General features: G+C 70.7%; 26 protein-coding genes. 10 read left to right on the top strand and 16 right to left on the bottom strand.

Annotated elements, in window-relative coordinates:
- Nucleotides 1–110 precede the first annotated feature (110 nt).
- The 3 genes from LX88_RS14400 to LX88_RS14390 all read right to left on the bottom strand — a co-directional run bounded on the left by LX88_RS14400 (nucleotide 111) and on the right by LX88_RS14390 (nucleotide 3,221).
- Nucleotides 111–1,634 (bottom strand): BTAD domain-containing putative transcriptional regulator, encoded by a 1,524-nt coding sequence (locus LX88_RS14400; protein WP_258948278.1) that lies wholly within the window; start codon nucleotides 1,632–1,634, stop codon nucleotides 111–113.
- Nucleotides 1,635–1,650: 16 nt separating this feature from the next.
- A complete protein-coding gene (locus LX88_RS14395; RefSeq protein ID WP_258948277.1) occupies nucleotides 1,651–2,571 on the bottom strand; it encodes an ArsR/SmtB family transcription factor in 921 nt (306 codons plus the stop codon).
- 95 nt (nucleotides 2,572–2,666) lie between these two features.
- Nucleotides 2,667–3,221, bottom strand: coding sequence for a TetR/AcrR family transcriptional regulator (locus LX88_RS14390; protein WP_258948276.1), 555 nt, complete (start codon nucleotides 3,219–3,221; stop codon nucleotides 2,667–2,669).
- Between the two features lie 235 nt (nucleotides 3,222–3,456).
- Here LX88_RS14390 and LX88_RS14385 point away from each other — a divergent pair, with 235 nt between their 5' ends.
- Nucleotides 3,457–4,020: an EF-hand domain-containing protein gene (locus tag LX88_RS14385; protein WP_258948275.1), complete on the top strand. Its 564-nt coding sequence runs from the start codon at nucleotides 3,457–3,459 to the stop codon at nucleotides 4,018–4,020.
- Here the strand turns inward: LX88_RS14385 and LX88_RS14380 are convergent.
- Complete coding sequence (locus tag LX88_RS14380; RefSeq protein ID WP_258948274.1) at nucleotides 3,957–5,003, bottom strand: helix-turn-helix transcriptional regulator; 1,047 nt, start codon at nucleotides 5,001–5,003, stop codon at nucleotides 3,957–3,959. The genes LX88_RS14385 and LX88_RS14380 overlap by 64 nt on opposite strands.
- Before the next feature lie 111 nt (nucleotides 5,004–5,114).
- Here LX88_RS14380 and LX88_RS14375 point away from each other — a divergent pair, with 111 nt between their 5' ends.
- A complete protein-coding gene (locus LX88_RS14375; protein WP_258948273.1) occupies nucleotides 5,115–5,798 on the top strand; it encodes an alpha/beta fold hydrolase in 684 nt (227 codons plus the stop codon).
- Between the two features lie 85 nt (nucleotides 5,799–5,883).
- On the opposite strand, the gene LX88_RS14370 is transcribed toward LX88_RS14375, so the two are convergent.
- The 9 genes from LX88_RS14370 to LX88_RS14330 are packed head-to-tail and all read right to left on the bottom strand — an operon-like array spanning nucleotide 5,884 to nucleotide 15,973.
- Nucleotides 5,884–7,341 (bottom strand): class I adenylate-forming enzyme family protein, encoded by a 1,458-nt coding sequence (locus LX88_RS14370; protein ID WP_258948272.1) that lies wholly within the window; start codon nucleotides 7,339–7,341, stop codon nucleotides 5,884–5,886.
- Complete coding sequence (locus tag LX88_RS14365) at nucleotides 7,338–8,705, bottom strand: CoA transferase (protein WP_258948271.1); 1,368 nt, start codon at nucleotides 8,703–8,705, stop codon at nucleotides 7,338–7,340. The genes LX88_RS14370 and LX88_RS14365 overlap by 4 nt, the downstream gene beginning before the upstream one ends.
- Nucleotides 8,702–9,484 carry a class I SAM-dependent methyltransferase gene (locus LX88_RS14360; RefSeq protein ID WP_258948270.1) on the bottom strand — a complete coding sequence of 261 codons (783 nt, stop codon included), beginning with the start codon at nucleotides 9,482–9,484 and terminating at the stop codon, nucleotides 8,702–8,704. Before LX88_RS14360 ends, LX88_RS14365 begins: the two co-directional genes overlap by 4 nt.
- Complete coding sequence (locus LX88_RS14355) at nucleotides 9,475–10,950, bottom strand: class I adenylate-forming enzyme family protein (RefSeq protein WP_258948717.1); 1,476 nt, start codon at nucleotides 10,948–10,950, stop codon at nucleotides 9,475–9,477. Before LX88_RS14355 ends, LX88_RS14360 begins: the two co-directional genes overlap by 10 nt.
- A gap of 11 nt (nucleotides 10,951–10,961) precedes the next feature.
- Entirely contained in the window at nucleotides 10,962–12,227 is a 1,266-nt protein-coding gene (locus tag LX88_RS14350; protein ID WP_258948269.1) for a protoporphyrinogen/coproporphyrinogen oxidase, read from the bottom strand.
- Nucleotides 12,224–13,156: a UbiA family prenyltransferase gene (locus LX88_RS14345; protein WP_258948268.1), complete on the bottom strand. Its 933-nt coding sequence runs from the start codon at nucleotides 13,154–13,156 to the stop codon at nucleotides 12,224–12,226. The genes LX88_RS14350 and LX88_RS14345 overlap by 4 nt, the downstream gene beginning before the upstream one ends.
- Nucleotides 13,153–13,797, bottom strand: a complete 645-nt coding sequence (locus tag LX88_RS14340) for a class I SAM-dependent methyltransferase (RefSeq protein WP_258948267.1) — start codon at nucleotides 13,795–13,797, stop codon at nucleotides 13,153–13,155. Before LX88_RS14340 ends, LX88_RS14345 begins: the two co-directional genes overlap by 4 nt.
- On the bottom strand, nucleotides 13,797–14,915 hold the full coding sequence (locus LX88_RS14335; protein WP_258948266.1) for a DegT/DnrJ/EryC1/StrS family aminotransferase: 1,119 nt from the start codon (nucleotides 14,913–14,915) through the stop codon (nucleotides 13,797–13,799). Before LX88_RS14335 ends, LX88_RS14340 begins: the two co-directional genes overlap by 1 nt.
- Nucleotides 14,912–15,973 (bottom strand): DegT/DnrJ/EryC1/StrS family aminotransferase, encoded by a 1,062-nt coding sequence (locus LX88_RS14330; protein ID WP_308203443.1) that lies wholly within the window; start codon nucleotides 15,971–15,973, stop codon nucleotides 14,912–14,914. The genes LX88_RS14335 and LX88_RS14330 overlap by 4 nt, the downstream gene beginning before the upstream one ends.
- 245 nt (nucleotides 15,974–16,218) lie before the next feature.
- Between LX88_RS14330 and LX88_RS14325 the strand changes: the two genes are divergently transcribed.
- Genes LX88_RS14325 through LX88_RS14300 form a run of 6 tightly spaced genes read left to right on the top strand, consistent with a single transcriptional unit; the run spans nucleotide 16,219 to nucleotide 21,596 of the window.
- Nucleotides 16,219–17,253, top strand: a complete 1,035-nt coding sequence (locus LX88_RS14325; protein WP_258948265.1) for a Gfo/Idh/MocA family oxidoreductase — start codon at nucleotides 16,219–16,221, stop codon at nucleotides 17,251–17,253.
- Nucleotides 17,243–18,061 carry a sugar phosphate isomerase/epimerase family protein gene (locus LX88_RS14320; protein WP_258948264.1) on the top strand — a complete coding sequence of 273 codons (819 nt, stop codon included), beginning with the start codon at nucleotides 17,243–17,245 and terminating at the stop codon, nucleotides 18,059–18,061. The genes LX88_RS14325 and LX88_RS14320 overlap by 11 nt, the downstream gene beginning before the upstream one ends.
- Nucleotides 18,058–19,278, top strand: coding sequence for a M20/M25/M40 family metallo-hydrolase (locus tag LX88_RS14315; RefSeq protein ID WP_258948263.1), 1,221 nt, complete (start codon nucleotides 18,058–18,060; stop codon nucleotides 19,276–19,278). The genes LX88_RS14320 and LX88_RS14315 overlap by 4 nt, the downstream gene beginning before the upstream one ends.
- Nucleotides 19,275–20,324 carry an Ldh family oxidoreductase gene (locus tag LX88_RS14310; protein WP_258948262.1) on the top strand — a complete coding sequence of 350 codons (1,050 nt, stop codon included), beginning with the start codon at nucleotides 19,275–19,277 and terminating at the stop codon, nucleotides 20,322–20,324. Before LX88_RS14315 ends, LX88_RS14310 begins: the two co-directional genes overlap by 4 nt.
- Entirely contained in the window at nucleotides 20,321–21,202 is an 882-nt protein-coding gene (locus LX88_RS14305) for a Gfo/Idh/MocA family protein (RefSeq protein ID WP_258948261.1), read from the top strand. The genes LX88_RS14310 and LX88_RS14305 overlap by 4 nt, the downstream gene beginning before the upstream one ends.
- Complete coding sequence (locus LX88_RS14300) at nucleotides 21,195–21,596, top strand: DUF6917 domain-containing protein (protein ID WP_258948260.1); 402 nt, start codon at nucleotides 21,195–21,197, stop codon at nucleotides 21,594–21,596. The genes LX88_RS14305 and LX88_RS14300 overlap by 8 nt, the downstream gene beginning before the upstream one ends.
- 49 nt (nucleotides 21,597–21,645) lie before the next feature.
- On the opposite strand, the gene LX88_RS14295 is transcribed toward LX88_RS14300, so the two are convergent.
- From LX88_RS14295 to LX88_RS14285, 3 genes are all read right to left on the bottom strand, one after another.
- On the bottom strand, nucleotides 21,646–22,194 hold the full coding sequence (locus LX88_RS14295; protein WP_258948259.1) for an EF-hand domain-containing protein: 549 nt from the start codon (nucleotides 22,192–22,194) through the stop codon (nucleotides 21,646–21,648).
- An 89-nt stretch (nucleotides 22,195–22,283) separates the two neighbouring features.
- Nucleotides 22,284–23,531 (bottom strand): nucleotide sugar dehydrogenase, encoded by a 1,248-nt coding sequence (locus LX88_RS14290; protein ID WP_258948258.1) that lies wholly within the window; start codon nucleotides 23,529–23,531, stop codon nucleotides 22,284–22,286.
- Nucleotides 23,532–23,563: 32 nt separating this feature from the next.
- Nucleotides 23,564–23,872 (bottom strand): hypothetical protein, encoded by a 309-nt coding sequence (locus tag LX88_RS14285; protein WP_258948257.1) that lies wholly within the window; start codon nucleotides 23,870–23,872, stop codon nucleotides 23,564–23,566.
- 346 nt (nucleotides 23,873–24,218) lie between these two features.
- Here LX88_RS14285 and LX88_RS14280 point away from each other — a divergent pair, with 346 nt between their 5' ends.
- Together LX88_RS14280 and LX88_RS14275 are read left to right on the top strand one after the other, a co-directional pair.
- Complete coding sequence (locus LX88_RS14280; protein ID WP_258948256.1) at nucleotides 24,219–24,383, top strand: hypothetical protein; 165 nt, start codon at nucleotides 24,219–24,221, stop codon at nucleotides 24,381–24,383.
- Nucleotides 24,384–24,729: 346 nt separating this feature from the next.
- On the top strand, nucleotides 24,730–26,176 hold a 1,447-nt coding region (locus LX88_RS14275; RefSeq protein WP_258948255.1), incomplete at its 3' end, for a transglycosylase domain-containing protein.

Below are 26,176 nucleotides of genomic sequence, written 5' to 3'. Positions count from 1 at the left end.
TCGGCGCAGCCTGTGGACAAAGAACGAAGCCTGTGGACAGAGCGGGAACCAAATCCGGGGTTCGCGCGTTGCGTAAGGAGGAATCGCGCGGAGGAGCGGTAGGCACCGCGTCAGCCCACTGCATACCTGGCGCCAGGTAAGGCCCGCTCGACCGTCCCCGCCACCACCGACGAGGTCGGATCGATCCGCTGGGACAGCACGTAGTCCTCGGCCGCCTCAGCCACCCGCCCAAGCCGCTCCAGCACGAAGGCGCGGAGGTACGCGGCACGCGCCGCACCCCACCCACCGAGCGCGATGCCCCGGCCATAGGCGTCGAGCGCTGCGTCCAGCTGACCACACGCGGCCAGCGCATCGCCCTGCAACGCCCACGTCCTGTCGTCGCCCGGACTGAGCTCGGCCAGTTCGTCGGCGTAGCCGGCGGCGCGCTGGCCGAGGCCGACGGTGAGGTGGGTGCGCACGAGGAACGCGTACAGGGCGTAGGCCTCGTCAGCCCACGCCAGCCGGTCCATCTCGGCGACCGGGGTGATCGAAGTCAGCGACTCCAGCGCCCGGCCCAGGAGCCGGTGGGTCTCCACGATGTCGCGCCGCACGAACGGGACCGCGGCGAGCGCGCGGTGCAGGCGCGCCCGGTTCAGCAGGCCGGTGAAGCCGTTCTGCGGCAGCTCGGACGACGCCTTGGTCGCCAGCGCGGCGGCGGCCTGCATCGAGGTGGAGTCGGCACCGCGGGCGGCGTTGCGGAACACCACGAGCAGAGCCAGGTCGCGCCGCGTCTCGGGCGGGAGGCCGGACCTGGCGCCGCGCAACGCCATCGCCTCCACGGCGGAGGACGGGAGGTGGCAGCGCAGGACGGCGAGTTGCTCGAGGGCCAGGTCGGGTGAGAGCACGTGCTTGCGCGGGTCGATCACGCTCAGGCCGATCACCTCGGCCGCGCGGTGCGGGTATCCCAGGCGCAGCAACAGATCGCAGGCCAGGCGGCGTTCGGGCATGCGCAACAAGCCGGGCCCGCCCTCCTGCACGCGCGACGAACCAGGCCCAGTTTCCGGCGCGTGCCACGAACCGAGCGCGCGGTCAGGCCCGCCCGACGAACCAGACCCACGTTCCGGAGTGCGCGACGAGCCGACCGCATGTTCCGGCGAGCGCGACGAACCGAGTCCACGGCCAGGCATGCGCGACGATCCGAGCCCGCCCCCCGGCGCACGCGACGAACCAAGCGCGCGTTCCGGCGTGCGCGACGACCCGACCTCACGGTCAGACGAGCGCGACGACCCGAGCGCGCGCACCGAGCCGAGCGCGCGTTCGTGCACGCGCCACCACAGCTCGGAGGCCAGATCGACCGGGAAAGTCGTCATGTCCGGGCCCGCGCCGTCGAGGCGGCCCCAGCTGGCGGCGGTCAGCAGGCGCAGCTGGGCGGAGGGCGGCGGTTCGAAGCGGGGCACGTCCGCCGACGTGCCCGCCACGAACGCGCGCGCCATGGCGTGGGTGATGCGCGCGTGGAGGGCGGACGTCGGCACCGGGGCGGAAAGTCCGGCGTAGACGTGGCAGGCGACGGGGACGCGGGCGGTGCGGAGGGCACGCAGGCGGGTTGCCAGCGCGCGTGGGCTCTGGTCGGTGCGGTACCGCGGCATCGCGGTCATGCCGGCCTCCCTGGGGTCAGTTCAGCAGTTCCCAGCCGCGCCTGGTCAGGCGGTGGCGGACCGACCGGCCGTTGCGGTGGGTGGACACGAACCCCGCGGTGCGCAGGGCCGTCGCGTGCTGCGACGCGGTGGGCAGGCTGATGCCCACGTGCTTGGCGAGTTCGGTGGTGGTGCGTTCTGAGGTGAGTGCCCGCAGTACGAGCGTGCGGGTGCGGCCGAGCGCCAGTTCCAGGCTGGCGCCGCTCGGCTGGGGTGCTGTGACCGGGTAGAAGAGCAGCGGTTGTGGTTCGGCGAACATCGCCACCGCTGGGCGGGTCAGGCCGTTGAGCACCGGCACGATCAGCATTCCGGTGCCCCGCAGCGAGATCTCGGTGTCCCAGCCCAGTTCGACGTGCAGGGCCGGTGAGGTCCACGAGATCGACGGGTGCAGGTGGCCGAGCAGGTCCCCCAGGCCGCGCGTCACCGCCTGCGACGACCGCAGCCGCACCTCGGCGTCGAACGCCTGGCGTGTCTGCGACCAGTTGGGTCCCAGCAGGTCCCGGAAGCCGGAGCGGAACGCCGAGCGCAGGTCCTGGCGTGAGGTCGGGGTGCCGGCCGCGAACGACCGCAGCCACGGTGACGTGGTGCCCAGCATGCTCGCGATCTGGTCGCGCACCCTCGCGGAGGGCACCTCCAGCACCTGGCACACGGCCTCGTCGAAGTCGGGCCTCGCCGAGTTGAAGAAGTCCGGGATGAACCGGCCGGGTCTGACCAGTTCGGCCAGCGGGCGGATTTGCGGCAGCAGCAGGCGGTCCCAGTTACCGCTGTGCATCGTGAACACCAGCTCGTACATCGGCAGCGGAGCGGTGGCGAACCGTGTGCGCGCCAGATCTTCCAACTCGAAGTGAATGGTCAGTCCGCGCCCCTTGGGCACGGGTTCGGACATGACGATCGGCATGTGCTTCCCCCCGGAGTGCAACCACTTCCGAAGGTACGCAGACTTCGTTGTCCGGTGTCAGCGTTGTTCCACTTGACAACGTTCCGTGGACAAACTCAAACAAGCGGCCCGGACTGCTCGGTGAGCTTCAGCAGCAGGTCACGGGTGTGATCGCGGTCTTCGGCCGACTCCTGGCCGCGCCACAGCAGGTCTGCCAGCGTCACTCCGTCGAGTGCACGGGAAATGAGGTCCGCGCGTTGTGGGTGCAGCCCGTCGGAATCGGTTTGCTGCCTCCAGCGGGTCGCGGCGACGTCCAGGCGCTGCTGGAGTTCCGGAACGCCGAGCAGTGCCGTTACGACAGACGGGTGAGACCACAGGTCGTCCGGTACGAAGGTCGCCCTGATGTGCGCACGGGTCCAGCGGCCGGGTGTGTCCTCCGGTTCGAGCAGGCTTTCGACCGTCGCGTCGTAGTGGTCGAACCACTCCTCGATCAGGCCGACGATCAACGCCTGCTTGCTGCGGAAGTGGTGCAGCAGGCCGCCCTTCGAAACGCCCGCTTCCTTGGCGACGGCGTCGAGGCTGACGTTCGGGCCTTGCTCGATCAACGCGCGCGCGGCGGCTGCGAGCACCTCACGGCGGGTGCGGGGCGCGTTGCGCTGCTCTCCGGGCATGGAGATCAACCTATCGCCTGCTCAGCCGACCGTCTGGACGGTACGTTGACTTACAGACCAGATGGTCGGCTAAGGGCGTTCGCGACCACGCATCCACAGCGGGTCTGTCCAGTGGGAACCTCGCGATGCGAGGCGCACGAGGTCACCCGAACGGTGCCGAGGAGCGAACAGTCGACGAGCAACTACCGCCTGATCGTGCCCTTGCTCGGGAAGCCCGGCTGCGCTTACGTGGGGAGTGCAGACATCGGAGTTCCTCGACCGCAAACTGGCCGGGCGTTTCCGGACCTACGACACGGACGGCGACGGCTTCATCGAACGCGAGGACTTCGTCCAGGCGGCCGCCCGCACTGGAGAGGCGTTCGGCCACAGACCGGAATCGCCCGCCCGGCAACGGCTTGCCGACCTGTGCGTGCAGCTGTGGGAGCACCTGGCCGCGGCCGCCGACACCGACAGCGACGGCCGCATCGGCGAAGCGGAGTACAAGGCCGCCTTCGCCGCGGGACTGCTGGCCACACCTGCCTCGTTCGACGATGGGTACCGGCCGTTTCCCGACGCCATCATGACGATCGCGGACACCGAGGACGACGGGAAGCTGAACGCCGACGAGTACGCGCGCTGGACCGGCTCGCTCATGAACCTTCCTGAAGCCGACGCGCGAGAGGCCTTCCGCAGGATCGACCGGAACTCCGAGGGCCTCGTCACCACCGACGACGTGCTCGAAGCCGTCCGGGAGTACTACCTCGACGATGCCCCGGACTCCGCGGGCAGCTGGCTCCTGGGCCCGCTCGACCCCGGATGACAGGCCGGCGCGGACGTTGATCCGTCCTCCGGCACCAAGGCTGCCGCGAAGCGCGTCGCGACTGCCTCGACCGCGGCACGCAGCTCGGCTCCGCCCTGGACGCGGAAGTCGAACGGCACGGCCGCCAGCCACTCCTGCGCGTACATCGCGGGATTGCTGGTGCTGCCGAGCAGCACGCACCCTTCCTCCGACGGGAGAAGCCGGCCCATGGGGGGCCGGATCCAGGGTTCCACCTCGCTCAGCGGCGCGTCGAAGACGACGTGGGTGGGGAACTCCCAGCCCGTGCCCAGGTTCTCCTCCAGCGTGGCGACCGGATCGAGGGCGTCGGGCGGCTCGAACTCGTGCGCGGTCTGCCCGACCGCACGAATCCGGTCGATGCGATAGGTGCGAACCGCGTCCGCCCGATGGGAGTGGCACAACAGGTACCAGCGCCCGTGGCGGACCACGACAGCCCACGGGTCCACTTCGGACTTCCACGCGTCGCCGGCTTCGCTCCGGTACGCGATCAGCACCCTGCGCCTGGCCGCGACAGCGGCGACCAGTGCGCCGGTGATGGCGGGATCCGGGCTGGCCGACTGCCGGTCCGGCGCGGCCGTGGCGTGCTCGCGCAGCGCGGCAGCCTGCCGGCCGACGTTCTCGGGCAGCGCCCCGATGACCTTGCCGAGCGCCGCACCGACCGGGTCGCCGGCTTCGGTGGCGGCCGGCTGGCCGTCGAGCACCGCCATGACCAGGCCCAGCGCCTCGGCCTGGGTGAACACGATCGGCGGCAGCTTCGTTCCGCGCCGGAGCCGGTACCCGCCGTGCGGGCCTCGGTTCGACTCGACCTGGATGCCCGCCTCTCGCAGGATCCCGATGTAGCGGCGGGCGGCGCGCTCCGTGACGCCCAGCCGTTCGGCGAGCTGGCCGGCCGTCGTGCCGGGACGCGTGCGGAGGATCTCCAGGGTGCGCAGTGCCCTGGAGGTGGGGCTGAGATCACTCGGCACCGGGGCAGAGTAGGAGATCGCCACCTGAACCGGAAGCCGATCGTCCGGAACTGGCTCTAGCGTGACGGCGCACCGCGGCGACCCGGCCGCGCGGAAGAGGGAGAACAGATCGTGGACGTCCTGCTCATCGCAGGCCTGTGGCTCGACGGATCCGCCTGGGACGACGTCGCATCCGCACTCCGGTCGCTCGGTCACCGCCCCGTGCCGCTGACCCTGCCCGGGCAGGGGGACGGATCTGCCTCCGCCACACTCGACGACCAGGTGGCGACCGTGCTCGACGCCGTGGACGCGACTTCCGGCAAGCCCGTGGTGGTCGGGCACTCGGCCGCCTGCACCCTCGCCTGGATGGCCGCGGACGCGCGGCCGGACAAGATCTCCAGCGTCGTCCTCATCGGTGGCTTCCCGGTCGGCGACGGAAAGCCCTACGCCGACTTCTTCGAGCTGCGGGACGGCGTCATGCCGTTCCCCGGCTGGGCGCCGTTCGAAGGACCGGACTCGGCCGACCTCGACGAGGACGCCAGGCGCGCGTTCGCCGCCACCGCGATCCCCGTTCCCGGAGGTGTGGCCACGGGCATCGCGCGGCTGACCGACGAACGACGCTTCACAGTCCCGGTCGTGGTCATCTGCCCCGAGTTCACCCCCGCCCAGGCCGAGGAGTGGATCGACGCGGGCGACGTGCCGGAGCTCGCCCAGGTCGAGCACCTCGACTTCGTCGACCTCGACTCGGGCCACTGGCCCATGCACACCAAGCCCGCTGAGCTCGCCCGGCTCCTCGCGGCGGCCGGCACGGCCTGATGCACGCCGCGTTGATGATCTCGCCTGCCACTCCACCGCTCCGCCGGCGGGGGACGTGTCGTTGACGTGAGTTCGCAAGAGGCAGTCATGCGGTTGCTCCGCATCGATCGGCGGCGATCCGCGCCACAGTGCGGTGGCAGACCTTGCCGGTGCGGCCGACCGGCAGGCCGGGCACGGTGAGCAGGAACTCGGGCAGTTTGGGCTTCGCCAGTCCCCGTGCGGACAGGAACGCGGTGAGGCCGGGGAGCTCGAGGTCCTGTCCACTTCGGATGGTCACGACCGCGCAGAGCCGTTCGCCCATCTCGGTGTCCGGCACCGGCACGCAGGCGACCTCGCCGACCGACGGGTGTGCGCCGATCGCCAGCTCCACCTCGGCGGGACTGATCGTGTAGCCGCCGCGGATCACCACGCGTTTCGCCCTGCCGGTGACGTGCAGGCGGCCCGCGTCGTCGAAGTGGCCGCGGTCGCCCGTGCGCACCCAGCCGCCGACGAGCCGGTGGCGGGCGTCCAACTCGGGCGCGCCGACGTGGCACAGCGGCGTCATCGGGCCACGCGCGCAGATCTCGCCGCCGACGATCCGGATGTCGCACACCGCAGGGTCCGGAACGCCTGCGCCGTTCTCCGGTGTCGTCGTGTGGCAGTTCACTCCGTCCGACGAGCCGTAGACGGTGATCACGTCCACGCCGAAACGCGCGCGGCACGCGGCGAGGGTCGTGGGCGGCAGCACATCGCCGCTCGACACCAGCGCGACGAGGCTGGAGAGGTCGAGTTCGGCGGGGTGATCCGCCAGCCGGCGCCACATCGTGGGTACCGCGAACACGTGCGTCGGGCGGTGCTCGGCGATCAGCCGCATCGCGGTGTCCGGTGCGAACCGCCGGGTGAGGATCAGCGTGCCTCCCAGGCAGCACAGCGTGATCGGCACGCCGAACGAACCGAACGACGAGGTGAGCGAGACGAGCACCAGGTCGCGGGGAGCCGGATGGCCGCGGTGCAGGGCTCGCACGTAGTTGGCCCGCCCACCGGCGAACGCGTTGTGCGAGTAGGCGACCATCTTCGGCTCGGCCTCCGAGCCGGACGACAGCAGGATCTTCGCCGGCGCCTCCGGGTGGGGGCGTGCGTGCCTCGTGGTGCCCTGGCTCGCCTTTCCGCTCACGACCCCGCCGGTGATCAGCGCGCTCGCGCCGGCGCGGGAGAGCAACGTGCCGGCGCCCGCGGGGAGCGGTAGCACCACCGCGCCGACGGCCAGCACCGCCAGTTCGGCGACGACGGCGGCACGTCCGTCGGGTTCCTGCACCCCGATGATGTCGGTGGTGCCGCACGGCAACCGTGCGGCGAGCGCCTGAACGAGCAGATCCAGTTCGGCGTAGGAGAGTTCGCCCTCGTCGTCGATCAGCGCTGTGCGGTCCGGGTGTTCCCGGACACGGTCGCGGAACAGCGAGTGCAGGTCGCGGTCCGGGCAGTGCCCCTGGTCGACCCAGTCGCGGCGCAGCCGGGCGGGCACCAGGTCGCGCAGGACCGTCCCGGTGGCGGACACCCACGTCATGACGTGAACTCCCACGGCGAGGCGACCAGGACGCACTCGTCCCGGACGAGAGCACGGGCGAAGCGGGGGTCGGCGGCGAGCGCGGCCAGGTCGTCGCACACCGGCACGGTCAGCGGTTCGGCGCATCGGCGTCTCGGCCAGGCGTTCATCCTGCTGGCCGCGGACAACAGCGACGAGTCCACCCGCGTGGCGCCGCGAGTCAGCGCGGCCACGATCCCGTGCGCGCTCACGACTCCCCCGAACACGTCGACGATCGTCATCAGCGAGGGCGGGACCCCGCTGTGGGCCTGCACGACGAAGTCCGTGCCCAGCGGGGGGTTCGGGCCCAGCTCGGCACCCCAGCCCGACGCGTGCGCGTACACGATCCCCGGCCGCGCACTGGCGAGATCGGCGGGCCGCAACGACCACTGCTCCGCCTTGCCCGGCGCCCAGTTGTGCAGGAAGACGTCCGCGGTCGTCGCGAGGTCTAGTGCCTCGTTGCGCCCACCGGGAGCGCCCAGGTCGATCTCGACCACGTCCTTGCCCCGGTTGAGCGCGCGGAACCGGGCCGACGTGTCACCGGCCATCGGTGGCACCCAGCGCGACGGGTCACCGCCTGGTGGCTCGATCCGCAGCACGGTCGCGCCGAGCAGCCGCAGCAGGTGCCCGGCCAGTGGCCCCTGCACCCGGCGGCACGACTCGAGCACCACCAGCCCGGACAACGGCAGCGGCTCGACCGGTCGTCCACGCCGGTGACCGTCGCTCGCGCCACCCAGCACGAAGGCGGGCACGTGACGGACCGGCTGGTCCGACACCCGCACCAGCGTCATGCCGGTACGACGGGCGATGTCGGTGATGTGCCCCATCGGGTGCGCGGTGAGCAGGTCGGTCAGCAGGGGCAGCGGACAGGTCGCGGTCGCGAACCGGTGCAGGAACGGCCGCCACCCCCGCGACACCGCGTGGTCGTCCGCGCCGAACGCGGCCCAGAACCGTTGCCACACCGATGGATCGAGCGCCTCGATCTCGAACGCGATCCCCTCGGCCGAGTGGAACGGCGGCCCGCCGGAGGAATGAGGTTCGACCGGGTCGTCCGCCGTCGCCGCCGCGAGGTACTGCCCGACGGCGAGCAGGGCGGCCTGCGCCAGCGAGGTGGACACCGAGCGCAGCGGGATTCCCCGCGTCTGGGCGAACGTCAGCGCCTGAGCGCCCAGTTCCGCCAGTTCCGCCGCGACGATCGAGGCGTAGTCGAGGCCGAGCGGCGCCGGCCTGCCGAACCGGCGGCCGTGCACGTGCATGATCCCGCACGCCGCCTGCACGTCCTGTTCCCCTGCCAGCGGCAGGTCGACCGGCCCGGCCACGGACACCACGTCGAGCGAGAGCGTCACGCGGGCCGCCTTCCGTGCACCGAGTAGAAAGCGCAGGAGGAGGCGCGGAACCGCGGGTCCGCCATCACCGCGCGCACCCCGGCGAGTTGCTCGTCGGTCATGCCGGCCGCGATCAGCCTGTCCCGCAGGTGGTGCGTGTGGTGCACCAGCAGCCGCACCCCCGGCGATCCCGCGCGCCACGGGAGCAGCGCGGGCACCGGGTCGACGTCGACGAGCCCCGCCGCCACCATCGACGCGGCCGCCCGCCTGCCCCAGGTGCCGTCACCGCCCGCGGCGTGGAACGTCCGTTCCTTAGCGGCCAGGAACGTCCGGTAGAGCTCGGCCGCGCGTTCGTCCGGCGCGAGCAGCACCGGGCCGTAGGAGATGTCGAACTCGTCGATCTGCATCCACCCGCCGGGCTTCAACGCACGCACCAGCTTGCGCAGCACGGCCTCGCGTTGCGGGATGTGCTGCAACACCAGCCGTGCGTGGATGAGGTCGAACTCGTTGTCCGGCAACGGGTCGTGCACGACGTCGTGCTGAAGGACCGTCAGCCCGCGCACCGGTGTGACGTGCTCGGGCTTGATGTCGGTGGCGAGCACCGAACCGGAACGTGCGGCGAGCCAGTGTGCGACGCCGCTGCCGCCGGCGCCGACCTCGAGGCAGCGCCAGCCCGGACCGACACCGGTCTCGGCCAGGCGTGCCAGCGTGATGGGGTCGTACGCCTCGCTGAGGCACCGGTGCTGTTCGGTCGCGTGCACGCTGTGGTTGTCGAAGACGTAGGTCGTGGTCACGTCCACCTCCCCGCGCTGTTCGTGTCGGTGGCGCCGACCAGCCGCGCCAGCAGTTCGAGCCGCCGCACCTTGCCGGTCCCCGTCCGCGGCACGTCGTCCCAGCGCAGCACCACGGGGTCGGCCATCGGCGGCAGGTCGGCGACCGCGCGCCGCCACGCGGTCAGGTCCAGCTCGGTGCCGGTGACCACCACGGGAACCGGAGGTCTTCCGGACGCGGCGAGCAGAACGCACTCCTCCACATCAGGCAGCCGGTCCTCGACCGCGTCCTCCACGGCGAGACAGCTGAGTCCTGCCACCGTGTCCACCTCGCGGTCCAGCAGCGTCACCGCTCCGGTGCGGCTGACGACGCCGAGGTCACCGGTGTTCCACCACGGCCCGTCCGCCTTGGCGTCCCAGCGGTCCTGCTCGCCGACGTAGCCCGCGCACCGGGCGCGGGTGCGGGCGAACACGAGCCCCGCCGTGCCGCGCGGAACCGGGTCCAGCGTCTGCGGGTCGACCACGCGCAGCCGCGCCATTCCCGGCATCGGTCTGCCGAGATCGCGGGTCGTGTGCGCGGTGCGCCGGGTGAGGAACCGGAACGACAGCGGCCCGGTCTCGGTCTGCCCCCAGCCCTGCATCCACAGTGGACGGCGGCGGTGCGACGCGTGCAGCATCGTTCTGATCACCGGCGGGTGCATGGCGTCGTAGGTGCTGACGAACCGGCGGACCGCGTGGAACGGGTTGTCCGGCCCGGCGGCGAGCGGCCGCCAGCGCACGTAGGCCGACGGCAGCGCCTCCAGCACGGTCGGCGGGTGCGCGCCGAACACCTGTGCCGCCGAGGAGGCATCGCTCAGCAGCACGATCCCGCGCGGTGCGAGGCACAACGCCGACGCGGTCCAGCAGAACGTGCGGCCGTGCGCGTACGAGCTGGCATTGCCCATCACGTCGTCGCGCCGGGTGCCGATGACGGGCCACCGCACCGACTCCGGCCGCGCGAGCCGGTCGATGATCGTCCTGGTGGTGTGCACGACGAGCTTGGGCACACCGGTGGTGCCGGAGGTGTGGTTGATGATCAACGGATCGTCGTCGTGCCTGCGGTGGGGCGGGGGCGGCCGGGAGCCGGTGAACTCGTCGATCCGCAGCACCCTCGGGGCGCTCACCTCCGTGTCGGTGACGACCAGCGCCGGATCGAGGCGCTTCATCAGGGTCTCCAGCGTGTCGCCCGGCAGGTGGCCGGACAGCAACGCGGGCACCGCGCCGAGCCGCACCGCCGCGCACGCCAGCAGGTCGTAGTCCCAGTGGTTGCGCTTGACGACGGCGACCCGGTCACCGGGCCGCACGCCCGCCTCGGACAACCAGCCCGCGGCGTCGAGCACCAGCTCGGCGAGCTGCGCGACGGTGTACGTGTCGCCCCCGCCGGGTGCGATGTCGAACGGCCGGTCCAGGCGCACGATCGTCGCCGCGCCGGAACACTGCTCGAACAAAGTGCCCATGTCGTGTGGCTTCACACCCGCTCCTCCTTCCTGGCCAGGCGTTGCGCCGCTCGCAGGCCAGAGCGCACCGCCGCTTCGCTGCACGGGCTCAAGTACACCCAGTCACCGGCGTAGTCGACGACCCCGCCCAGCCCCGCCTCGAACTCCGGACGCAACGCGAGGGCCCTCGGCGTCGCCTCGGGAAGCGCGTGCCGGAACCGCCGCACGATCGCCCTGCCGGTCGCCGCGCGCAGACCGGGCACCAGGCGTTCGGCGGCATCGGTCAGCCGGGACGCCACCTCCGCGTCGGGTGCACCCATCAACTCCCCCGTGACCGACGGGTGGGCCATGACCGTGACCAGGCCGCGGTTCTCCGGCGCGCGGCCGGGGTGCTTGAGGTGGTCGAACATGATCGTGGAGACCGTGCCGTCCTCGGCGGCCGGGACGAGCACCGCGTAGTCACGGCGGCCCAGCGGCCGGTCGAGCAGCAGGTGCGCCTTCACCACCGAGGAGAACGAGCACGCGTCGATGAACTCCGATCCGTGCTCCGGGTGCACGAGACGGACTATCGGCGCGGGCACGGCCAGCACGACCGAGCGTGCGCTGATCTCGTTGCCGCCCAGGAAGATCCGGGCCGAGGAACCGTCGTCGACCACCCGGTCGACCGGTGCCGAGGTGGTGACGTCCACCTGCGAGGCGAGCGCGCGGGCGAGTGTGTCCATGCCGTCGCGGTAGGTCCGCCAGGTCGACGCCGGACCGATCGAGGTGAGCAGCGCGAGGAACGGCGCGATGGCGGACCGTCCGGGGTCCCAGCCGAAGAACCCCGACACGACCGGCTGGCACAGGTAGTCGAGCAGGTCACCCCGGCACGCCTGCGCGACCGTGGCGTGCGACGAGTCCTCCGGGCGTTCCAGGTCGAACCGCCCGCGCAGCAACCGCAGCAGCTCCAGCCGGGCTCGCACGGGCAGGCCCGCACCGCTGAACAGACCGCGTGCGCTCGCGACCCCCGGCCGCGCCCGGCCGCGCCACATCGCGATGCCCCGCCCGATCCTCGGCACCGCGCCGCGGTCGATGCCGAGCTCTCCCAGCAGGTTCCACGTCTCCGGGTAGCCGGTCTCCGGGATCTGTTCGGCGCCGGTGTCGATGAGGAAACCGTCCTCGCGCACCGTCGTCATCCGGCCGCCCACGACGTCGGCCGCCTCGAACACCCGCACCTGCCGACCTGTGGCCCGCAGCCGGAAGGCGGTGGTCAGCCCGGCGACACCGGCGCCGATCACGGCGACGTCGAGGTCGGTCACGTGAAGACCACCAGGTTCACGACGACCAGTGCCAGCACGGTGATCCGGTGGATTCGGATGCCGAGCATCCTGGCCCGCAGGATGTCGTCCTGGGCGAACCCGATCCACAGCTGCCTGATCCGCAGCACGACCGTCGGCAGCAACGCGAGCGGGAACCACCACGGACCGCCCAGCACGGGTACCGCCGCGATCAGCGCGATCTCCGCCGCCGACACCGCGATGACGAAGAACATGTTGCCGCGCGGTGAGGTCAGCGCCGCCACCGTGGGCCTGCCGACCGACCGGTCCCCCGCCACGTCGTTGGTGTTGGAGTACACGCCGAACAGCAGCGGCCCCAGTCCGAACAGCAGTGCCTGGGCCAGCACGAAGCCGTCGATCCGGCCGGTGGCGAGGCCGTACGGCGCGAGCACCAGCGCCCAGCCGAGCCCGGCGATGAAGAACTCCTGGAAACCGTGGTAGCTGAGCTTCACGCCCCAGGAGTACTGCAGCGAGAAGAAGTACGTGACGGCGATCAACGCGACAGTCCACAGCGGAGTGTGCGGTGCGATCGCGATGGCGGCGAACCAGAGCAGCGCGCCGATCACGCCGGTCACCCAGGCGAACCGCAGCACCTGGTCCTCGGTCAGCGTGCCCGCCACCAGCGGCTTGCGGTACCGCCTGCGGGCCCGGTCGTCGGGCGAGTAGTTGGTGACGTCGCTGCCGTCCCGGTAGCCGGTGAGGTCGTCGAGCGCCACCATCGCGGCGATCACGAACACCTCGCCCAGCAGGAACACCCCGGTGGTGGTGAGCACGCCCGCGTCGAACCGCAGCGCGGGGACGAGCAACGTCCACACCACGACCACGCCGAGGTAGTAGTCGAGGATGTCGAGCTTCGCAAGCCTGAAGTAGGCGGTGCCACGCGTGCGCGTGGTCGCTGTGAACGCCGTCATCGCGGGTCCTCCAACGCGATCAGCGCGGCGAACGAGCGGTCGCCGCCGTAGGTCAGCTCATGCCGTTCGACCAGCCGGGAACCCGGCAGCAGGGCGAGGTAGTCGTCGAGGTCGCGCAGCCGCGAGTACCGGCCGACCGGGACGTCCGCGTGTTCGTACTCCACCAGCACCAGGTGCCGCGCCGCGCCCGCGATCGCGCGGCACGCCCTGGCGATCTCGTCGTCGTCCAGCACGTGCATCAGCACCCAGACGCAGATCGCGACGTCGAACCTCTTGTCCCGCCACGGAAGCCGCTGGACCGCGGTCTGCCGGAACTCGACCCGCGGCAGGTGGGCGCAGGCCTCACGGGCCAGGTCGAGCATGCGCGGGGTCATGTCGATGGCGGTGACGGAGCCGGCCTGTGCGGCGATGGCCGGGGTGATCCTGCCCATGCCGCAACCGATCTCCAGTGCGGAGCGGATCGGGCCGAGCGAACGCAGGTGGTGCGTGACGAGCTGACGGGTCCGGATGGTCGTGGCCTCGGCGAGCTCGGCCGGCTGCGACGCGCGCATGACACGGGCCAGACCAGGGCGGCCGGCCCGCCTGCGCCACTCGGCCTCGATCTCGTCCGGTGCGGGGATCTGCGTTGCCTGGACCTTCATCACGACTCCTTGGCGAATCGGCACACCGCGTCCGCGATGTGCTCCACCTGCGCATCGGTCAGATGTGGGTAGACGGGGATGGCCAGCGTGCGCCGCGCGGCCAGTTCGGCGGCGGGCCAGGCACCGCCGCGGGCGTACGGGGAGAACGCGGATTGACGCGGAAGTGCCGCCGGGTAGTAGACGTGCGACCCGATGCCTTGCGCGGCTAGGTGATCGCGCAAGGCGTCGCGGTGTTCGGCGAGCAACGAGTAGACGTAGTAGCACCGGCCGTCGCTGGCGGGCGGCGGCGCGAGCACACCGCAGCCGGCCAGTTCGCCGAAGCGTTCGGTGTAGTACTCGCCGATGCGCGCCCGGCGTTCGAGCCGTTGGGCAAGCGTGGCGAACCGGTGCAGCTGGAAGGCCGCCATGATCTCGTCGAACCGGCTGTTGTAGCCGATGTGGTGGTGCACGAACCGCGTCCTGCCGTCCTGGCCGTGGTTGCGCAGCATCCGCACCGCCGTGCCGAGTTCGGGGTCCGCGGTGACGACCATGCCGCCCTCCCCCGGCATGCCGAACGTCTTGACCTGGACGAACGAGTAGACGCCCGCGTCGCCCCACATGCCGGCGGGCGTGCCGCCGAGCACGCCGCCCTGCGCGACGGCGGAGTCCTCGAGCAGCCGGACGCCCGCGTCGTCGGCGATCGCGCGGATCGCGGGCATGTCGGCCATCACCGAGAACATGTGCGCGGGCATGATCACCTTGGTGCGCGGGGAGATCAGCCGCTCGATCTCGGCGGGATCGGCGACCAGCGTCCACGGGTCGACGTCGGCGAAGACCGGGACGGCGCCGAGCATCGCGGGGGCGGCGGCGAGCGGGGCGCAGCCGAACGCGGGCACGATCACCTCGTCGCCGGGGCCCACGTCCATGGCACGCAGCACCAGTGACAAGGCCGCGGTGCCGCTGCTGCAGGCGATCGCGTCGGCGGCGCCCACCGACTCGCGGATCACCTCCTCGAAGCGGGCGGTGTACGCGCCGAGGATGAACTTCTGCTCCGGCGCCAGGCCGATGCTCTCGATGATGTCCAGCAACATGTCCTGCTCGCCGTCGAAGAGGTCGGGCGGGAAGAACGGCAGAGTCATGATCGTCCTCGGTAGAAGTCTCGAACAGAGCCGCACACCTTTTCGACGTCCGTTGCCGACATGTCGGGATGGAGAGGAAGTGCGATGGTGTGCCGGCACGCCGCCTCGGCATTCGGGAAATCACCGGAACGATGTCCCAGGTCGCGGAAACAAGGCTGCAGGTGTAGAGGCACCGGGTAATAGACTTCGGTCTGCACGCCCTGCGCCGACAGGTGCGCGGCCAGGTCGTCGCGCGCCTCGGCTTCGATCACGTAAACGTAGAACACGCCGCCTGGACGGGCCGCGGGCAGCTTGAGCACGCCGGGCAGCCCTGTGAGCGATTCCGTGTAGTGCGCGGCGAGCCGCGCGCGGCGGGCGATGTCCGCGTCCAGCCGGGTGAGCTTCGCGAGCAGCACGGCGGCCTGGATGTCGTCCATCTTGCTGTTCATCCCGGGCAGGCCGGTCTCGGTCGAGATGCCGGGGAAGTTGTCGATCGTGCGCCCGAACCGGCCGTGGTGGCGCAGCGCGCCGACCACGTCGGCGATGCGCGGATCGTTCGTGAGCACCGCGCCGGCGTCACCGATCGCGCCCAGCGTCTTCGTCGGGAAGAACGACAGCACGCCGCCCGCCCCGAGCAGGCCCGCATGTGTGCCTCGGTGCCGCATCCCGATCGCCTCGGCGCTGTCCTCGACCACGGTGAGACCGAGCCGCCAGGCGACGTCGAGCACCCTGTCGATGTCCGCGAGCTGCGAGAACAGGTGTACCGGCATGACGAACCGGGTGCGATCGCCGGCGACCTCCGCCACCGAGGCGGGATCGATGCCGTACCCGTCGGGCTCGATGTCGGCGAAGACCGGCCGGCCGCCCGCGAGCACGACCGACGACGCCGATGCGACGAACGAGAAGGCGGGAACGACCACCTCGTCGCCCTGCCTCAGACCGGCCGCCCTCAGCAGCAGCACCAGGGCGTCCGTGCCGCTGTTCACCCCGACGACGAAACGGGCGCCGGTGTAGGCGGCCAGCGCGGACTCCAGTTTCGCGACCTTGTGACCGTGCGAGTACTTCCCATTCTGGAACACGTCGACAATGTGTCGCCGAGTCGTGGGCCACAGTTCTGCGAATGTGGTCGATTGTGTGTGGAAAGGGATCGGCAGCGTACCCACCTCCGGGGGTGAATGACCGTTTCCGAGAGTAGGGCAGCTGATCGAGCCGGTGATCCGATTCACTCTTCCTGGTCAAGGAGGAGTGGCGGGCATTGACACCTCCTGCACTCCCGCTAGCGTCGAAATCGGCCTGAATTCCCGTTCGGAGATGGGGCTCAACCGTGCAGTCACTCGTGGTGGGACTCGGCCGTGCCGGAGCAGGTCTGCACCTTCCGGTGCTCGCGAAGGCGCGAGCGCGCGACCCGCAGGTCTTCGGCGGCCAGGACGTCGTGGCGTGCGACCCGCGCCGCACGCTGCCCCACCGGCCCGGTCTCGTCGCCACCGCGAGCATCGGCGAGGCGGCCGGCGGGCTCGATCCCGCCGGCACCGTGGTGCACATCTGCACACCGCCGACCGAACGGCACGCGGTGATCACCGAACTGGCCGAGCTCGGCTTCCGCAACATGATCGTGGAGAAGCCGCTCGCGTCCGACGCCGACGACCTCGCGCGGATCATCCGGGTGCGGCGCAAGCACCGGCTGCACATCGAGGTCGTCGAGCCGTGGCTCACCAGCACCCTCACCAGGCGGCTGATCGAGCTGACCCGCTCCGGCCTGTTCGGCGCGCCGAAGTCGATCACGATCGTGCAGAACAAGCCGCGGTTCCGCCGTTCGTTCGCGGCGCCGGGCCATCCGACGGCGTTCGACGTCGAACTGCCGCACGGCGTCGCGCTCGCGTTGCGGCTGGCCGGTGCCGCACGGGTCACCCACGCGGCGGGAGCGGACCTCGAGCTGGACGGGCAGTCCATCGCCCGGATGGGCGGTGCGGACGTCGGCCTGCGGCACAACTCGGGTGTGCGCACCGAGATCAGCTCCGACCTCACCAGCCCTGTGCGGGAACGGCGGATCACCATCGACTTCGCGCACGGCAACGCGGTCGGGCACTTCGCGGTGAGCGATGACGACGACCACTCCCAGCTGACCCTGCGGGCGAACGGCCACAGGGAGCACCTGGTGCTCCGCGACGACTCGCTGACCGAGTGGATTGTCCAGGCCTACCGCAGGTTCCGGGCGGGCGGCGAGCAGACGCGCGGGTTCAACTTCGCCGCCGAGGTCGTGCAGCTGTTGTCGGTGGCCAAGAACATCTGCGCGGAGCCGGTGGTGCCCGCGGCTCGCACGGAGACCGGCTACGCGGCGATGGCGCACCATGCCGGCTGACCTCGTGCTGGCGGGCATCACCGACGAGGCGGCGCACGACCTCCCCACCCAGATCGAGGTGCTCGCCGAGCTGGGCTGGCCCGCGATCGAGCTGCGCACGATCGGCGGACGGGCCGTCGCCGACCTCACCGACGACCAGTTCGCCGCGGCGGCGACGGCGTTGGCGGACAGCGGGTTGCGGGTGATCTGCCTCGACTCGCGGATCGGCGACTGGGCCCGCCCGATCACCGCGGACTTCGAGCAGGACCTCGCCGAACTCGACGTGCTCGCCCGCCGCGCCAGATCGATCGGCACCCGGTACCTCCGGATCATGTCGTACCCCAACGACGGCCTGAGCGATCACGACTGGCGCACCGCGGTGGTCACCCGGATCAAGGTGCTCACCCGCAGGGCCGAAGCCGCCGGCGTGACGCTGCTGCACGAGAACTGCTCGGGCTGGGCGGGCACCGGCGCCGCGCGGATGCTCGAGCTGCTCGACGAGGTCGCGAGCCCGGCTCTGAAGCTGTTGTTCGACACCGGGAACGGTGTCGCGCACGGCTACGACGGCTTCGACCTGCTCGGTGACATCGCCGGCCACGTCGAGCACGTGCACGTCAAGGATGCGGACGCGGACGGGTTCACGATCCCCGGCGAGGGCACCGCGCGGGTGGCGGACTGCGTGAAGCTGTTGCGGGCCAACGGCTACCGCGGCGCCTGGTCACTGGAACCGCATCTCGCCCTGCGGCCGCACGAGCCGGGTGAGCTCGCCGCCGGCGCCATGACGTCGTTCCTCGCGGCGGGCCGGGCGATGGCGGAACTCCTCCGGTGATCCCGCAGGACCGGGACCTGCTGCTCCGCCTGCTCAGCCTGCCGACCGCCGGTCCGCTGGAGACGACGGCCGAGGTCCACCTGTGGGAGGCGATGGACCTGTTCGCCTCCGCGGCCACCGATGTCGGCTTCCGCGTCGCGCACTTCGCCGCACCCGCGCAGTCGGTTCTTCACCGTCCGGACGTACCGTCGATCCTTCACGACGTGGGGCCGGAGTTCCTCGCCTGCCAGCCGAGCCTGGTGCTCCGGCTCGGGCCCGCCGAACCCGCCGTGATGTTCAACGTGCACCTCGACACCGTGGCGCCGTTCGAACCGGAAGGCTTCGACGGCACCAGGTTCCACGGGCGTGGCGCGATCGACGCCAAGGGTCCCGCTGTGGCGATGCTGGCCGGGATCCGGGCAGCGGTCGCCGCCGACCCGGCGGTCGGCCACGAGACCGGGGTGCTGATCCAGGCCGTGTCCGGCGAGGAGGGCGGTGCCATGGGCGCGTTCGGCACCCGGCCGCTCGTCGAGGCCGGATTCCACGGCGGGCTCAACATCTTCTGCGAGCCGACCGGGTTGCGGCACCTGCCGCGCTGCACCGCGGCCATGACGGCGAGCGTGCGGGTCGACGGCGACGACGCGATCGACGACGAGCCGCACCGAGGCCACAACGCCACGGTGCTGCTCGGGTTCCTCGCCCAGCACCTCGCCGCCGGACTCGCGCCACGCGGCCAGGTCTGCGTGGCGGGGCTGCACACCGGTCAGTTGCACAACCGGGTCTACGGCAGCGGCGAGCTGCTGTTCAACATGGCCTACGACTGCGCGGACTCGGCGCGGACCATGAGCACGGCGATGGAGACCGGCCTGCGGACCGGCCTCGCCGAGTTCTCCGATCGCTTCCGCGACGTGCCCTTCTTCCACCGCACCGCCACCGACGCCGCGGCGATCACCAGCCTGCGGTGGTCCAAGCGCGGGCTGCCCGCGCTGCCGCCGCAGGACATCCCGCTGCTGGACGCGATCGTGCCGCGATGGCCCGCCGGTGAACCGGCCTTCACCTGCGACGCAATCTGGCTCGCCGGCGTGCCGGGGGCCCGGACGGCGGTGCTCGGTCCGGGTTCGCTCGGCGCCAACAACGCTCACGCCCGTGGTGAGTTCGCCGATGTCGCCGAGCTCGACCGGTTCAGCGACATCGTGCGCGACATCGTGTTGCGGTTCACCAGGAATGGAGGAGCATGACGGTTCTGGTGCCCTATCGGACACTGCTGTCCACAGTGGCCGGCGTGTTCGCCGGCAGGGGGATGCCCGCCGACCGGGCGGCGATCGCCGCCGAGGCGCTGTGCCACGGCGAACTGACCGGCATGACGTCACACGGCCTGGTCAACCTGACCCGGTTGTACCTCCCGCTGTTCGACGACGACCGCGCGGATCCCCTGGCGGACATGGTGATCCAGACCGATCTCGGCGCGTGCGTGCTCGCTGACGCCCGGCGCGCGCTCGGGTTGTGGTCGGCCGGCCAAGCCATGGAGCTGGCCTGTGACAGGGCGTCGCGGCACGGCATCGCGATGGTGTCGGTGCGCGGCGCGACCCACATCGGCTGCGCGGGCCACCACGCCGCTCGGGCGGTGCCGCACGGCATGATCGGCCTGATCGCGTCGAACTGCGGCGGCCAGCGCATCGCCAGGCCACCCGGTGGCGCCACCCCGATGCTCGGCACGAACCCGCTCGCCCTGGCCTGTCCCGCGGGCGACGCGCACCCGTTCGTGCTGGACATGAGCACCACCGTCGTACCGACCGGCCGGGTGCGTGCCGCGGCTCGTGCGGGAGAGCCGATCCCACCGGGCTGGCTCGCCGCCGCCGACGGCACACCGGTGACCGACCCGGCGGCGTTCGACCGGGGCGACGCCCACCTGCTGTGGCTGGGCAGCGAGCCCGAAACGGGGGTCTACAAGGGTTTCGGGCTGGGACTGCTGGTCGAGGTGCTGGCCGCGCTGGTGCCCGGCGCGGCGCTCGGCGCGTTGTCCGCCGACGGCGACCGGGACGACGACATCGGCGTCCTCGCGGTCGCGATCGCGCCGGACCTGCTGCGCACCGGTTTCGCCACTGACGCGGCGTCGCTCTTCACCGCGGTGCGCGGCTGGCCCGCACTCGACCCTGCCGCCCCGGTGTCGTACCCCGGCTGGCACGAGGGTGAACGGGCGGCCCGGCTGCGGGAGCACGGTGTGCCCCTGCCGCGTGCGTTGTTCGAGGAACTGCGGTCGGTGACGACGGGGGTGCCCGCATGATGCGGCTCGGCATCGTCGGACTCGGCGTGATCTCCCGTTTCTACCTGGCCGCGCTGGAGAGATCTCCGGACTTCACGCTCGCCGCGGTCTGCGATCGCGACCCGACCGCGCTGCCGGGTCACGGGGTACCCGGTTACCGCGACCACCGCGAGCTGCTCGCCGCGGGCGGGCTGGACGCGGTCGTCGTCACCGCGCCGAACGACGTGCACGCCAGCGTGTGCCGCGACGTGCTCGAAGCCGGACTGCCTGTGTGCGTGGAGAAACCGCTGGCCACCACCCTGGCCGACGGCCGTGACCTGACCGGCCTGGCCGCCAGGAGGCGGGTCGCGTTGTTCACCGCGTTCCACCGCCGCTACAACAGCAACGTGCTCGCGTTGCGCGACGAGATCGGCGACGCGACGATCGAGTCGATGACGGTGCGGTACCTCGAACAGATCGAGGAACACGTCGGCCACGACCGCTGGTACCTCGACGCGGCGCGCTGCGGCGGTGGCTGCGTCGCGGACAACGGCCCGAACGCGCTCGACCTCGTCCGGCTCTTCCTCGGGCCGGTGGCGCTGCGCGGCGTGCGGATCGACCGTGACGGCACCGGCGTCGACCGGCAGGCGGTGCTGGCGCTCGACCGTGCGACCGTGGAGCTCGACTGGTCGTTCGCCGGCGAGGTCAAGGACGTCGAGGTCCGGCTGGGCGACGGGTCGGTGCTCCACGCGGACATGCTGGGCGGCTACCGGGAGTTCAAGGAGTCGCTCCGGCACGAGTACGAAGGCGTGCTGCGTGAGTTCGCACAGGCGGTGCGATCGGGGGCCGAGTGGTCCGATGGCGGCCTGGCCGCACTGTCCATCGTGGACGAGGCCTATCGGAGGGAGACGCATGCGTGAGAACGGGCCGAAACGGGAGATCACCGCCACGGTCGTGAAAGTGCTGATGCACCAGCGCGACGATCGCGGGATGAGCCTGGAACCGTTCGCCAGCCGGTGCGTGCGCGAAGGTGAAGTGCACGAGCTGGTCACCACGGACCACGACGACACCACACCCGGCGCGCGGATCGACCGCGTCGGGTTCCTCGGGTTCGCCGAGATCGGGTGCGCGGGCGTGATCGACCGCGGTGACGAGGTGTGGATCGGCGGGGTGCGGGTGGGCACGGTGCTCGGGTTCGACGGGTGTCACTTCCCCAACCACTACAACATCCTCATCCAGGTGCCACAGCCGCGCACCGGACCCGATCTGGGCCTGAAGCCCGAACTGGGCGTGCGGTTCGCCCAGTCGGACTGAGCACGAACCGGCCCCAGGCGGATCGCCTGGGGCCGGTTCCGTCACACGGTCAGTTGCCGAGCAGCGGCACGTCCAGCCTGCCCATGTGGTAGTCGCGCACGGCGAGCACGAGCTCGTCGACGGTCAGCGTGCCGTTGCCGTTGGCATCAATCTTCCGGAACGCTTCGTCCGCGGCGGAGGACTCGACACCGACGGCCTTCAGCCACTTGCCGAACTCCGCCGGGCTCACCTCGCCGTCCCCGTCGGTGTCGCACATCCCGACGATCGCCGCGATCGTGGGGCGCACGACCCGGTTGAACCCCGAGTCGCCGTCCTGGAAGATCTGCGCCTCCACCACCTCGATGAACTGGTCCTCGGACATGGCACCGTTCGGACCGACGCCCGCCTTGGTCGCCAAGTACTCGAACATGCTCGTGAACGCGTCGATCAGCGCACGCGCCTGCGGCGACGCGGAGTCCTCGCCGAACGCGTTGATGATGCGGCGGGCCTCGGCCTCGTAGTCGGACTTCTCGATCCGGCCGTTGTGGTCGACGTCCCACTTCTCGAAACGCTTCTTGAGCCGGTCGTTCTTGGCTGTGGAGGTCGTTGCGGCGGTCATTCGGGCACACTCCTTGTCACGGAAGTTCGGAAGAACTGATGTCCGCCTGCCGGGCCTCACCCCGGCAGGCGCCCCTACGACAGGCGCGCTTACAGGCGCACGACCTCCTCTCCGGGAACGCGACCCGTCACGTCGAAGAACAGCCGGGCGGTCCTCGCCAGCCGGCCGAGGTCGTAGTCGCGGTGAGCGACGAGCAGCACGGCGGCGTCCGCGGTGCGCAGAGCCGTGTCGAGATCGGGTACGGCCGGCCCGAGTTCGGGCACCACACCGGCCACCGGGTCGTGATAGGTCACGATCGCGCCGAGACCGCGAAGGCGCAACGCGATCCGCACCGAGGCGGACTCGCGGGTGTCCGGCACGTCCGCCTTGTAGGTGAGACCGAGCAGCAGGACCTTCGTGCCCCGCAAGGGTTTGCCGTACTCGGCGAGCATCCTCGTCACGCGTTCGGCCACGTAGGACGGCATCTGGTCGTCCACGCGCCGTGCCGCGTGCACGACACCCAGCCGGGTGCCTTCCCGCTCGGCCTTGTCCAGCAGGTACCTGGGGTCGACCGGGATGCAGTGCCCGCCGGCACCGGGGCCGGGCACGAACGGCGCGAACCCGAACGGCTTGGACGCCGCGCAGTGCAGCACGTCCCACACGTCGACGCCGATGTTGTCGCAGAACATCGCGATCTCGTTGACCAGCGCGATGTTCACGTACCGGTAGGTGTTCTCGAGCAGTTTGGCCATCTCCGCCTCGCGGGTGCCGCGCGCCACCACCACCGTGTCGACGAACCGCCCGTAGAACGTGGCGCAGTGCTTGGCGCACAACGGAGTGTGGCCGCTGACGACCTTCGGCGTGTTGCGCAGGCCGAATCGCGGGTTGCCGGGGTCGATCCGCTCGGGCGAGTAGGCGAGCGGGAAGTCCTCGCCCGCGATCAGCCCGTGCTGTTCCAGGATCGGCCGGACGACCTCGTCGGTGGTCCCCGGATAGCTGGTCGACTCCAGCACCACCAGAGTGCCAGGCCGCAGGTGCTCGGCGACGGTCGTGGCGGCGGAGCGCACGGCGGCCAGATCCGGCCCGCCCCCGGCGTCGAGACCGGTGGGCACGCAGATCGTGATCGTCTCCGCACCGCTCAGCACCGCTGGATCGGAGGTGACGGTGAAGCCTTCGGCCTTCATGTCCCGCAGTTGCGCCGCCGACACGTCGAGCACGTGCGAGCGGCCCTCGGCCACCGCGGTGACCACCTCCGGTGAAGTGTCGTACCCGATCACCGACAACCCGGCGGCGACGGCTGCGGCGGCGAGTGGCAGTCCGACGTAGCCGACGCCGACCACGACAAGATCGACAGACACGCGTGTCCTTTCCGACTCGTCACACCAGGGGCTCAGTCCTTGACGGAAAAGGAACCGCTGCCGGCGACGTGTGAGCCGTGCTCCTCCTCGACGACGAGCCCAGGGGTCAGGCAGAACGGGTCGCCGTACACGACGACATCGGCGTCGGTCATGTTGACCAGCACGTGCGAGTCAGGCGGGAGTTTGTTGCAGCCGCGGGGATCCTCGTAGATCTTGACCGGCACGAACTCGGTCGAGAACACCGCCACCCGGCCTGCCGCGGCCTGCGCGGGAGGGCTGACCGAGACGAGGAGAGCGGTAGCGGCGAGCGTGCTCAACACTGCGGAGAAAAGGCGTTTCATCGAGTCCTCCAAGTCCGGAGATGTCGCTCTCCGCACGCTAACAGCGACTGAGCGCTACCTCGGGTTTGTGACCAAACATCACGCGTCCAGGTTGCGGTCGGCCGGGAGGAGCATCCGAACGGGGTGGCCGGTGCACCCCTGAGTGTTCTTCCACCGCAGGCGTTCCCATGAACGGGCAGCCCGCTGAACCATCGGGCGAGGCCGGCGTGACCACCCACGACTCAGCGCATTTCCGGGGGCGACGAGAGCGCTCAGCGGCGCCGTCGGTGGCACGATCGGTGGTGTCGGCGGCATCTCCGGCGGGAAAACGATCAGCAAGCTGAGTTGACCGACCGCGAGGAGCGAGATGGATCCCAGGAGTCGCAACGGCGTTGTGGGCATGTTCCTGGCGGCGGCCGCCACGGTGGCCACCCTGCTGCTCGAACTGCCGTTGGTCGTGCCGATCCTGCTGTTCCTCGGCGGGTGCCTGCTGGAGGTCTACGTGGTGAGGCAGTCACTGCGTCGCCGCTGACGCAAGGCCGGAAGGGGTACCGATCGGCAACCGCCGGTCGGTACCCCTGGCCGAGCTGACCAGCAACTGCAGCGACGTGCGGCCACAGAAATGCCGATGTTTCTGCCGCATGAGCATCTGCAGCAAGTACACAAGTCGCGACCGGAAACGACTTCGATTCATTTTTTCGGGTAGCCAGCCAACGGAGAATTCAGACTCGAATCTGGTAACCCGAGAGAGTGAGAGAGCCTCCACTCAACACCCTGGGTAACGAATCCCCGGCCTCGGTTTCATTCGATGCGGTCGCCTGAATGCAGATTCGGGCGGGTAACCGGCGGAAGCCGCGTTGACCGAGGGGAGTCCATCTGTGGATCGCAAGAGGATCGTGCCTTGTGTCAGCAAACTGGCCGGGCTTTGCCTGCTCGCCGGTGTGCTGCTCGCCGGGCTGCTCTTTCCGGCCACGGCGACGATGGGGGCGTTGTCCAACAAGCTCAGCGATCAGGTGGACTCCACTCTGGCGATGATGCTGACCACGGAACCGCCGTTGATGACGACGGTGACGGACAAGGACGGGGCACCGATCGCGTACCTGTACGACCAGTACCGGGTGCGGACTCCGCCGGACAAGATCTCCCCGCACATGAAGGACGCGTTGCTCGCGATCGAGGACCGCCGCTTCTACGACCACCACGGCGTCGACGGTGTTGCCACGCTGCGCGCCGCGGCTCGCAACAACGCGAGCGGCTCGGTGGAGCAGGGAGCGTCGACTCTGACCCAGCAGTACGTGAAGAACTATCTGGTGCACGTGCTGGCGCGTACGGACAAGGACGCGCAACACGCCGCTCAGGAGCAGAGTCTCACCCGCAAACTGCGGGAGGCGCGCATCGCGGTGGGTCTGGAGGTCGCGTTGAGCAAGGACGAGATCCTCGCGCGGTACCTCGACCTCGTGCCGTTCGGTTCGACGATCTTCGGTGTCGCCGCCGCCTCGCAGGCCTACTTCGGCACCACACCGGACGAGCTGACCGTTCCTCAGGCCGCGATGCTCGCGGGGATGGTGAACAGCCCGACCGCGCTGGATCCTGAGGCACGGCCGGACAAGGCGTTGGAGCGCAGGAACCTGGTGATCGACGCGATGGTGGTCGACGGGAAGTTGTCCAGGGAGGTGGCGGATGGGCACAAGGCCGCGCCGCTCGGGCTGCGCGAGCCCGTTCGCCCGTTGCGGACGGGTTGTGTCGGGGCGGGGCCGTCGTACGGGTTCTTCTGCTCGTTCCTGGTGGAGTACCTGACCGAGTCCGGCTTCAACCTGGAGGAGCTGAAGATCGGCGGGTACCGGCTGGAGACCACTTTGGACCCGAAGATCACCCAGCACGCGAAGCAGGCGGTTGAGGCGCAGGCGCCGAAGAACACCCCTGGCGTGGCGAACACCATGGCCGTCGTGCGACCGGGCAAGGACGCGCACGAGGTCGTGGCGCTGGTGGCCAACCGCGACTACGGCCTGAAGAAGGAGGAGTTCCAGACGCAGTTCGACCTGCCCAGTGGTGTGGAGAACAAGTTCGGCACGGGTTCGGTGTACAAGGTCTTCACCGCGGCCGCCGCCCTGGAGAAGGGGATCGGCATCGACACGGTGATCCCCTCCCCCAACTCCTACACCTCCAAGGTCTTCAAGGGCGGCGCCACCTCCTGTCCCGCCACGGGTGAACCGAACACCTGCTGGTACTGCCTGTCGAACCACAACGACCGTTACCCGCCGCAGATGCCGTTGAAGCAGGCGCTCGCGACGTCGCCCAACACGGCGTTCGTCATGCTGGAGGAGA

Source organism: Lentzea californiensis, assembly GCF_024648825.1.
Lineage (GTDB): Bacteria > Actinomycetota > Actinomycetes > Mycobacteriales > Pseudonocardiaceae > Lentzea > Lentzea californiensis.
This window is presented reverse-complemented; position numbering and strand designations above follow the sequence as displayed.

Bases quoted from the DNA above. Each gene is read 5' to 3' on its own strand.
- LX88_RS14400 (WP_258948278.1), bottom strand. From the start codon at position 1,634: ATGACCGCGATGCCGCGGTACCGCACCGACCAGAGCCCACGCGCGCTG.
- LX88_RS14395 (WP_258948277.1), bottom strand. From the start codon at position 2,571: ATGCCGATCGTCATGTCCGAACCCGTGCCCAAGGGGCGCGGACTGACC.
- LX88_RS14390 (WP_258948276.1), bottom strand. From the start codon at position 3,221: ATGCCCGGAGAGCAGCGCAACGCGCCCCGCACCCGCCGTGAGGTGCTC.
- LX88_RS14370 (WP_258948272.1), bottom strand. From the start codon at position 7,341: ATGACGTGGGTGTCCGCCACCGGGACGGTCCTGCGCGACCTGGTGCCC.
- LX88_RS14355 (WP_258948717.1), bottom strand. From the start codon at position 10,950: ATGGGCACTTTGTTCGAGCAGTGTTCCGGCGCGGCGACGATCGTGCGC.
- LX88_RS14345 (WP_258948268.1), bottom strand. From the start codon at position 13,156: ATGACGGCGTTCACAGCGACCACGCGCACGCGTGGCACCGCCTACTTC.
- LX88_RS14340 (WP_258948267.1), bottom strand. From the start codon at position 13,797: ATGAAGGTCCAGGCAACGCAGATCCCCGCACCGGACGAGATCGAGGCC.
- LX88_RS14335 (WP_258948266.1), bottom strand. From the start codon at position 14,915: ATGACTCTGCCGTTCTTCCCGCCCGACCTCTTCGACGGCGAGCAGGAC.
- LX88_RS14320 (WP_258948264.1), top strand. From the start codon at position 17,243: ATGCCGGCTGACCTCGTGCTGGCGGGCATCACCGACGAGGCGGCGCAC.
- LX88_RS14310 (WP_258948262.1), top strand. From the start codon at position 19,275: ATGACGGTTCTGGTGCCCTATCGGACACTGCTGTCCACAGTGGCCGGC.
- LX88_RS14305 (WP_258948261.1), top strand. From the start codon at position 20,321: ATGATGCGGCTCGGCATCGTCGGACTCGGCGTGATCTCCCGTTTCTAC.
- LX88_RS14300 (WP_258948260.1), top strand. From the start codon at position 21,195: ATGCGTGAGAACGGGCCGAAACGGGAGATCACCGCCACGGTCGTGAAA.
- LX88_RS14295 (WP_258948259.1), bottom strand. From the start codon at position 22,194: ATGACCGCCGCAACGACCTCCACAGCCAAGAACGACCGGCTCAAGAAG.
- LX88_RS14285 (WP_258948257.1), bottom strand. From the start codon at position 23,872: ATGAAACGCCTTTTCTCCGCAGTGTTGAGCACGCTCGCCGCTACCGCT.
- LX88_RS14280 (WP_258948256.1), top strand. From the start codon at position 24,219: ATGGATCCCAGGAGTCGCAACGGCGTTGTGGGCATGTTCCTGGCGGCG.